The 8,549-nt window shown below is 44.0% G+C and carries 8 protein-coding genes; 1 reads left to right on the top strand and 7 read right to left on the bottom strand.

The window, feature by feature from the left end:
• The coding region (locus B3763_RS06290) for a Tex family protein (protein WP_286744873.1) at window positions 1-1,692 on the bottom strand (1,692 nt) is incomplete at its 3' end.
• A gap of 315 nt (window positions 1,693-2,007) precedes the next feature.
• Here B3763_RS06290 and B3763_RS06285 point away from each other — a divergent pair.
• Complete coding sequence (locus B3763_RS06285; RefSeq protein ID WP_286744872.1) at window positions 2,008-2,550, top strand: pyridoxamine 5'-phosphate oxidase family protein; 543 nt, start codon at window positions 2,008-2,010, stop codon at window positions 2,548-2,550.
• Here the strand turns inward: B3763_RS06285 and B3763_RS06280 are convergent.
• The 6 genes from B3763_RS06280 to B3763_RS06255 all read right to left on the bottom strand — a co-directional run.
• Window positions 2,539-3,897 carry a S41 family peptidase gene (locus tag B3763_RS06280; RefSeq protein ID WP_286744869.1) on the bottom strand — a complete coding sequence of 453 codons (1,359 nt, stop codon included), beginning with the start codon at window positions 3,895-3,897 and terminating at the stop codon, window positions 2,539-2,541. The genes B3763_RS06285 and B3763_RS06280 overlap by 12 nt on opposite strands.
• A 150-nt stretch (window positions 3,898-4,047) precedes the next feature.
• Entirely contained in the window at window positions 4,048-4,662 is a 615-nt protein-coding gene (gene nqrE / locus B3763_RS06275; protein WP_422662581.1) for an NADH:ubiquinone reductase (Na(+)-transporting) subunit E, read from the bottom strand.
• 10 nt (window positions 4,663-4,672) lie between these two features.
• Window positions 4,673-5,338: an NADH:ubiquinone reductase (Na(+)-transporting) subunit D gene (locus tag B3763_RS06270; RefSeq protein WP_189629803.1), complete on the bottom strand. Its 666-nt coding sequence runs from the start codon at window positions 5,336-5,338 to the stop codon at window positions 4,673-4,675.
• A 13-nt stretch (window positions 5,339-5,351) separates the two neighbouring features.
• Entirely contained in the window at window positions 5,352-6,125 is a 774-nt protein-coding gene (nqrC, locus tag B3763_RS06265; protein WP_189629802.1) for an NADH:ubiquinone reductase (Na(+)-transporting) subunit C, read from the bottom strand.
• A complete protein-coding gene (locus B3763_RS06260) occupies window positions 6,112-7,329 on the bottom strand; it encodes an NADH:ubiquinone reductase (Na(+)-transporting) subunit B (RefSeq protein ID WP_189629801.1) in 1,218 nt (405 codons plus the stop codon). Before B3763_RS06260 ends, nqrC begins: the two co-directional genes overlap by 14 nt.
• Before the next feature lie 5 nt (window positions 7,330-7,334).
• Window positions 7,335-8,549: Na(+)-translocating NADH-quinone reductase subunit A (locus B3763_RS06255; RefSeq protein ID WP_286744865.1), on the bottom strand; the 1,215-nt coding region annotated here is incomplete at its 5' end.

The following is an 8,549-nucleotide window of genomic DNA, read 5'->3' as shown; positions in this document are numbered from 1 at the left end:
TTGGCTCACTATGGTGTAGGCCTCGGGGTGCACTGCACTATCGTCCAGCGGGTTTGCGGCTCCTTTTATGCGCAAGAAACCTGCCGCTTGTTCAAAGGCCTTTTCTCCAAGACGCTGCACATTTTTTATGGCTTCACGATTCTTAAATGGTCCATTCTGGTTTCTATACTCCACAATATTCCTGGCCAGTTGAGGCCCTAGACCGGCCACATAGGTTAGCAGTTGTTCTGAGGCGGTGTTTACCTCTACTCCCACAGCATTTACACAGCTCATCACCACATCATCGAGCGATTTCTTTAAGGCAGTCTGGTCTACATCGTGCTGGTATTGACCTACACCTATTGATTTAGGATCAATCTTTACCAATTCTGCCAACGGATCCATTAGCCTTCGTCCGATAGACACTGCCCCCCTCACTGTTACATCATGATCGGGGAACTCATTTCTGGCAATTTCAGACGCGGAGTAAATGGAGGCACCGCTTTCATTGACCATAACCTGCAACACATGTTTTGGTAGTCCCAACGACTTCACGAAGTCTTCTGTCTCGCGCGAGGCGGTTCCGTTGCCTATGGCAATGGCTTCAATGGCAAACTGGTCAACAAGGTGCTTGATTACCGCTCCCGATTCGGCCACCCTTTTTTGTGGTTCATTGGGGAAAATGGCTTCATAATGTAAGAGCTTGCCTTGAGCATCCAGACAAACCACTTTACAGCCAGTTCTGAATCCCGGATCTATAGCCAAAACTCTTTTGCTTCCTAATGGGGCGGCCATCAACAGCTTATGAAGGTTTTTTGCAAATACCTCAATGGCTTCCTCATCGGCCTTTTTCTTAGAAAGCATGCGCATTTCTGTTTCCATAGAGGGGCTCAGCAGTCTTTTGTAGCAGTCTTTTATAGCCAGCTTCACTTGCTCTCCTGCGCTATTATTGGCCTCAATAAATTGTTTTTCGAGTATGGTTATGGCCTCTTCTTCAGGCGGTAAAATATCTAACATTAAAAAGAGTTCAGCCTCGCCCCTTCTCATGGCTAAAACTCTGTGAGATGGCGCATCTTTAAGAGGCTCTTCCCACTCAAAGTAATCTTTATACTTTTGACCTTCTTCCTCTTTTCCGGTATACACTCTGGATCTGATAATGGCATTTTGCTGAAAATACTTTCTCATCTTTTCGCGAGCCTCAGCATTTTCATTGATGGTCTCGGCAATAATGTCTCTGGCTCCCTGCAGGGCTTCATCAATATCTTTTACGCCTTTCTCTTCATTGACATAGGCCGCTGCTTCAGTTTCCACATCTACGGGCTGCTGCTTGAGCAACAAGTTAGCCAATGGCTCCAGACCTTTTTCGCGGGCCATAGAGGCTCTGGTCTTACGCTTAGGCTTATAGGGTAAATAAATATCTTCCAGCGCTGCCATGGTTTGGGCAGCCCTGATCTTCTCCTCTAACTCAGGTGTAAGCTTACCCTGTTCTTCCACCGATTTCAGGATAGCATCCCTTCTTTTATCAAGATCTTTTAATTGCTGCAACCGATCCCTAACTGCTGAAATCTGCACTTCATCTAAACTGCCGGTAACCTCTTTTCTATATCGGGCTATGAAGGGCACCGTACCACCTTCTTCCAAAAGCTTTATGGTAGCTTCAACCTGTCTGGACGTTATGTTTAATTCTTGAGCAATGAGTGGAGCGTAAGCCATAGATTTAATTTTAGCGGGCACAAAACTAAAGAAAGATGAATCTTTGAAAATAATTTACTTCAATCTTTTAACACAAAGTTATACCGTGCCACCTGCCTTATGTTGATCGATTGTCTCGCTTTAAAAAGCTATTAGAAGGGTATTTAATTGATCATCAGCCCCTAAAGAACAACTGTTAAAAAATATTTGACTGCAAAGCCTACTTGCTAGGAACTTTTCATCAGTGGTCTTTTCTTTACATACTAAGGCGATTGGCCGCGTGTCCAGGCCATTAGTCTCTACCCTTTAGAATTGGCACCAAAAGTAAGAATCATTATGGCTAAGTTTTACGATGTGCTATCGCCCGAACTTATTGAATTTATTAAAAACCAGAAGGTCTTTTTTACCGGTACAGCAGCCCCAAATGGCAGGGTCAATGTATCACCCAAAGGCATGGACTCTTTCAGGGTTTTAGGCCCAAATAAAGTGGCTTGGCTTAACCTAACCGGTAGTGGTAACGAAACGGCTGCTCACCTAAAACAGCTCAATCGAATTACCATTATGTTTTGCGCTTTTGAAGGCAAACCATTGATTTTAAGGCTTTTTGGGAGTGCAAAAACCATTCACCCACAAAATGATGAATGGGCAGAATATCTTGAACTGTTTCCTGAGCCCTTTGGAGCACGCAATATCTTTGTGGTTACGCTCGACTCCGTACAAACCTCATGCGGCTTTGGGGTTCCTCTTATGGAATATAAAGATGACCGAAAGGTTTTAACCGACTGGGCCGAACGCAAGGGAGAAGAGGGAATTAAGGACTACTGGAAAGAGAAAAATCAAGTAAGTATTGATGGTTTTCCTACGGGACTATTTGATTAAGCTTTTTACTTTCTCCATAACCGCATCTTCTTCTCGCATTAGCTGTTGGAGGGTGTAAGATACTCTATGATGAGGTATAACTCCCCTGCCATGATATGGATGACCGGAATTGGCAGTGGTGTACATCCACATGGGGAGGTTTACCCGGAGGCCACTATGAGGTAGTATCAAAGTTCGGGTAGAACCGCTCGTATTGCCATCGTACCCTCCTCCTGACTCTTCTCCTACCAGGGTAGCCCACTCGTTATGATGCAGAACTGCGGCTACATCGGCACAGGTGGAGAAACTCCAACCATCAATGAGCACATATACTTTTCCTCTAAACCTTTGGGCTTCAGGCTTCCACTCGTCCAATCCTTTATGGGAAGTCATTAGCCTTCGCCCCTTTTCCCGAACAATGTTTCCATAGCCACTATAAGATTCTGTTACTTCAATTCTTTCGAAATACCGAAAAGGGTTCCGGGCCAAATAAGCCACTAAGGCGGCTCCGTAATTATCGTCTCCACCTCCATTACCACGAAGGTCTATAACCAAGGTCTGTGCTTCTTTTTGCTTTAACTCCCTGAAACTCTCAGCCAGGAATCGTTCATAATTTAAACCGGCATCGCTTAAGGCCCTACTGGAAAACGTGTTGATCTTCATGTAGCTGTAGGAAGCCTCATGCCTAAGCACCAACTGAGGCGGCTGCTGAAAGGGCCTTCGCATGGCGCGTATTATAGTGCAGCTAACACCGGGCAATACAATAGTTTTGAGACCTGTATTGGAGCTGACCTCTACCTGAAAGGAAGTTGTACCCCTAGCCACAAACAGTTGGTAGAAATAAGGAAAGAACTGCTCAGTAAGCCTCAATCGACCTGTTGTGATGTAGCCATCGGCCGATTGGTGCTCAAATATGCGCCTTACTATTTCATCCATCTTAAGCCCATTAACAGACACCAACTCATCACCGGATTTCAGTTGGTCACCCGTGAGTGAGGCATTAAAAACAAACCACTTACCATTTACTGCACTTATTTCTAATGGAATAAAAAGTTGGTTCTCCAAAAATGTGCTCTGATCCTTTTCGGGCAACAGCACCTGGGTATGCCCGCAGCGAAGTTTATTTACCAAAAAGCTTACAGAGGCAAAAAAACCGATTTGGTCTGTCTCCTGAATTTGATCCAGCGTAGTTTGAAAGTACCAATCGATGGAGTCTTTACCGGTGTATCGATACATTCCCGGGTGATAGGCTTCCAGCTCTTTCTTTAGATAAAGCAGATCTTCGGCAGCCTGTTTTTGACTAAGGTCTTGCGCTTGTCCCACAACGGGGGCAAACACACTGAAAATAAAAAGGTAAAGCCTGTGCATAGAGACTCAAACCTAAGGGATTGTGCTTGCGAACACCAGTCGTTAATGTAATTCGCAACAATAGACAGGCATAAAAAAAACTGTCTTCAAAACGAGCCTGCTTTACGAAAGCTCCTTTGAAGACAGTCTTCTCTAAGAGTTTTTAGAGCCTTAAATGGAAATACCCATAAAACTCATGAATGCAATACCCATTAGACCGGTAATGAACATTGTTACGCCCAATCCTTTAAGGCCATCGGGTACATTAGAATATTTTAGTTTTTCTCTGATAGCCGCCAAAGCTACAATGGCCAGGAAGAAACCAATACCTGAACCAAAGCCAAATACGGTAGCCTCACCAATAGAATAATCTCTTTGAGCCATAAAGAGCGAAGAACCCAGAATAGCACAGTTCACTGCAATAAGTGGCAAGAAGATACCTAACGAACCATATAGCGATGGAGAAAATTTCTCAATAGTCATTTCAACCAACTGCACCATTGCCGCAATAATGGCAATGAACATTATGAAACGAAGAAAAGACAGGTCGATAGTAGCGAAATCAGCCCCTAACCAGGCTAACGCTCCTTCTTTCAATACAAACTCATTGAGCAGCCAGTTCATGGGTACTGTCATACCCAAAACGAATACTACGGCAAGTCCTAAACCAAAGGCTGTCGATACCTTTTTAGACACTGCCAGGAAAGAACACATACCTAAGAAGTAGGCAAATACCATGTTCTCAATGAAGATCGACTTAATACCTAAATTCAATAAATCCATGATTGCTTACTTTTTAGTGTTCTACGTAACCTGTTTTAGATCGCTGTATCCATATGATGAAACCAAGCACAATAAAGGCTCCTACAGGAGAAACCATAAGTCCGTTGGTCGCAAAGTTTTCCATACCAATGGCTTCAAAAACAGGATATCCGAATACTTTACCGGAACCCCAGATTTCTCTAAAGAAAGCCACGGTAAGAATAATCCATGAGTAGCCTAAACCCGAACCAAGACCGTCCAACACAGAATCGTATGGCTTGTTTCCAAGTGCAAAGGCTTCCAGCCTACCCATTACAATACAGTTGGTAATGATTAGACCAATGAAAACCGAAAGGGTTTTGTACATATCGAATGCATAGGCTTTTAGTACCTCATTTACCAAAGTAACGAGGGTGGCTACTACTGCCAACTGCACAATAATACGTACCCTTCCGGGGATTGCATTCCTCATTAAAGAGATAATGAGGTTAGAAAATATCAATACAAATATTACCGAGAGAGCCATTACCAGCGTAGGCTTCATTTGAGTGGTAACCGCAAGGGCCGAACAAATACCCAATACCTGTACGGTAATTGGGTTATCGTCACTCAGTGGATCGGTAACGAATTTCTTTCTTCTCTTCGATAGTAAGGCTTCTTTTTCTTTTACTACCGGGGCTTCTAACGTTTCAGTACTCATTTATAATTACTGTTTAGTTATTGTCAATATTCATGGTCATTGCCTGGTTCCGAACATTCTTATCGAAATAGTTCTGATAGTAGCCCAGGTAGTTCTCCAGCATGGCGTTCACACCATTGGCAGTGAGGGTAGCACCGGCCATACCGTCTACCCTATTTGGTCCAAGAGCAGACTCAGGTGTTTTTTCACCTTTCACCATTTCTACAGAAACAAACTCTCCCTGATCGTTATAGAGTTGTTTGCCCTGATAGCGCTGCTGCACATCGTCTGAAGTAATTCTGGCTCCTAAGCCGGGGGTTTCACCACGGTGGTCGAAACTTACACCCTGAATAGTTTCCAGATCTGGCGCCAAGGCGACAAATCCCCAGATAGCATCCCAAAGTCCGGCTCCATACGTTGGAATAATGTAGGCTTCCTTACCTTCGGCACTGTACTTAAATACCGGGAAGAGTCTTTCTTCTACTGGCTTTTTGTAGTTTTTCTCAATGTCTACATTTTCAGCAACAACGGGCTCTCCTTTGGCATTGGTAGTTACCACATTGCCCTGATAGTCGGCCACTTCGGAAGAAATTACTTCGCTGTATCTAGTCAGAATCTGTTCTTTGGTCATTTCGGCCAAGGCCGCTTTCTCCGCAGGAATAGCTCCCAAAATTTGTTTTTTGGTATCTAAATCAACGGCTTCTTTTTGAATGGGGCCTAACACCTGAGAAACCCCTGAAAGCAATCCTCCCAACACTATTGTGAGAATGAGAGAGAATATAATTACGTAAGCATTAGACTGTCGCACGGGCCAACCTCCTTTTCTTGTTTGCTTGTACTACATAGAAATCGATGAGTGGGGCGAACACGTTCATAAACAGTACGGCAAGCATAATACCTTCCGGATAGGCCGGGTTCACCACTCTAATTATTACAGTAAGCACTCCAATGAGCACTCCATAAATCCATTTTCCTGTTTCCGTTTGAGAAGCAGACACCGGGTCTGTAGCCATGAAAACAGCACCGAAAGCTAAACCACCCATAACAAGGTGATATTCTGCTGGTAATTCCATAAATGTATTTGCTCCTACCAAATTGAAGATGGTACCCATAGCAAAAGCTCCGGCAAACACACTTACAATAATTTTCCAGCTACCCACACCGGTAGCAATGAGTATCAATGCTCCCAACAGGGCCATTAGTGTAGAAGTTTCACCAATCGATCCGGGAATTCCACCAATAAGCATGTTTTGGAAGCTAAAGAAGTCGCCTCCGAATGGTGCAGCCAGTACACTATTGGTATCGGCTAAACCAGAGATCACACTGGTATCAGTGGTAGAAGACTCATAAGCAACTGCTAGTGCTGTTGCGCCAGAATAGCCGTTTACGGGCGTTTTATCGGCCAATTGAGTCCACACTTCACCGGAAATTTGAGACGGATAGGCAAAGTACAAGAAGGCTCTGGCTGTCATAGCCACGTTGAGTATGTTCATACCCGTTCCTCCAAAAATTTCCTTACCTACCAAAACTCCAAAAACTGTCGCCAAGGCTACTTGCCACAAAGGAATGGTCGGAGGAACTATTAAAGGAATGAGCATCCCTGTTACAAGGAATCCTTCGTTGATGGGGTGTTTTCTTACTACGGCAAAAATGGCTTCAACTATACCACCTGCGGCATAGGAAACCAAAACGATTGGCAGTACCCAGCGGGCACCAAACAACAGGTTGTCTACCGAGAAGAATGAAGTGGTCTCTCCCACTGCAATGTGATGCTGATAGCCCACATTGAATATTCCCCAGATCAGACAGGGTATCATGGCGATAACCACTGTCATCATCATTCTCTTCAAATCTACTGCATCTCTCACCTGAACGCCTTTCTTACCGGCTGTAATGGGTGGAGAAAACAGGAACGTTTCACCAGCTTCGAACAGGTAGTAGAATTTCTCCAACTTACCACCCTTCTCGAACATAGGTTTCTGCTTTTCTAATATTTTGTGTAAAAACTTCATTCCTATTAACCGTTTTGCATCAATTCAAGCCCATCTCTAACAATTTGTTGAACATCATGTTTAGAGACATCCACATATTCACACAAGGCCAAATCTTCTTCAATCACTTCATAGATTCCAAGGGCCTCCATGTTATCGTAATCTTCAGCTAAAATAGCCTTCAGTAGATACACTGGGTAAATATCCATTGGGGTCACTTTCTCGAACACCCCGGTCTCAACAAATGCTCTTACCTCACCATTGGTGTTGGTATCCAGTACATATTCTTTATTTTTTCTATTCAGGAATGAGAACAAGCCCCATGCTCTGTGGAAACTCAGTACTTCTTTCTTAGGCTTTAGCCAACCGAGGAACTCTGAATGGTCTCCTTCTGGCAATACAGAAAGCAAGTTGCTGTAAAAGCCCAGATAACCGTCTTTTTCTACTCGCTCACCGGTTAGTACGTTGCCGCTAATGAAGCGTACATGGTCTTGTTTGAGGTTGCCCTCAACCATTTTATTTACACAGGCTCCCGTATAGGTTTTGTAGTATTGCGGGTCTTTAACTTCTGAACCGGCAACTGCCACCAAACGAGAAGCATCGTATATTCCTTTGCTGAAAAGCTTTCCTATTTGAGCCACACCATAAGGTGAAATGGTCCAAACAATATCTCCCTTAGCTATTGGGTCTATGTGATGAATCTGAACACCCACATTGCCCGCAGGGTGAGGCCCGCTAAATTTGTTGTGTTGAATACCTTCTACGTTGGCAAATACCGAAGACACCTCGCCATTTAGATCGTGATTGAGATGAATAGGACCTTCCGTAAATTTCTTCAACACTTCAATACCGGTTTTGAAAGCCTCTTCATCACCCTTTAGGGTAAATGCAATGTCGGCTGCCAATGGGTGGGTATCGAAGGCAGAAATAAAGATGGACTTAGGGGTATCTTCTTCTTTGGCGATAATGCCATAAGGTCTTTGAATGATGTTGGCCCAAACTCCTCCTTTAGTCATCTGAGCGGTAGCCTCTTCTCTGGAGAGACTCTTGAGCTCAGAAACATTGTAGGTTTTGAATTGCTCATATTCAACTTCCTTGTCGGCCAAAATCTTAATCTCAAGTAGTTTTCTCTTGGCTCCCCTCTTCACTTCGACTACTTCACCACTTACGGGAGAGCAAATCATCACGTTTTCCTGCATTTTGTCATACAAAACAGGAGTTCCAGCACCAATAATCGCTGT

This window comes from Roseivirga sp. UBA1976 (assembly GCF_002336325.1).
GTDB classification, from domain to species: Bacteria; Bacteroidota; Bacteroidia; order Cytophagales; family Cyclobacteriaceae; genus Roseivirga; species Roseivirga thermotolerans.
The sequence above is the reverse complement of the archived record's forward strand: the minus strand, read 5'-3'. Positions and strand labels throughout refer to the sequence as shown.

What these genes read in the sequence shown, in the direction of transcription:
- B3763_RS06285 (WP_286744872.1), top strand. Translation starts at nt 2,008, where the DNA reads ATGGCTAAGTTTTACGATGTGCTATCGCCCGAACTTATTGAATTTATT.
- B3763_RS06270 (WP_189629803.1), bottom strand. Translation starts at nt 5,338, where the DNA reads ATGAGTACTGAAACGTTAGAAGCCCCGGTAGTAAAAGAAAAAGAAGCC.
- B3763_RS06280 (WP_286744869.1), bottom strand. Translation starts at nt 3,897, where the DNA reads ATGCACAGGCTTTACCTTTTTATTTTCAGTGTGTTTGCCCCCGTTGTG.
- B3763_RS06260 (WP_189629801.1), bottom strand. Translation starts at nt 7,329, where the DNA reads ATGAAGTTTTTACACAAAATATTAGAAAAGCAGAAACCTATGTTCGAG.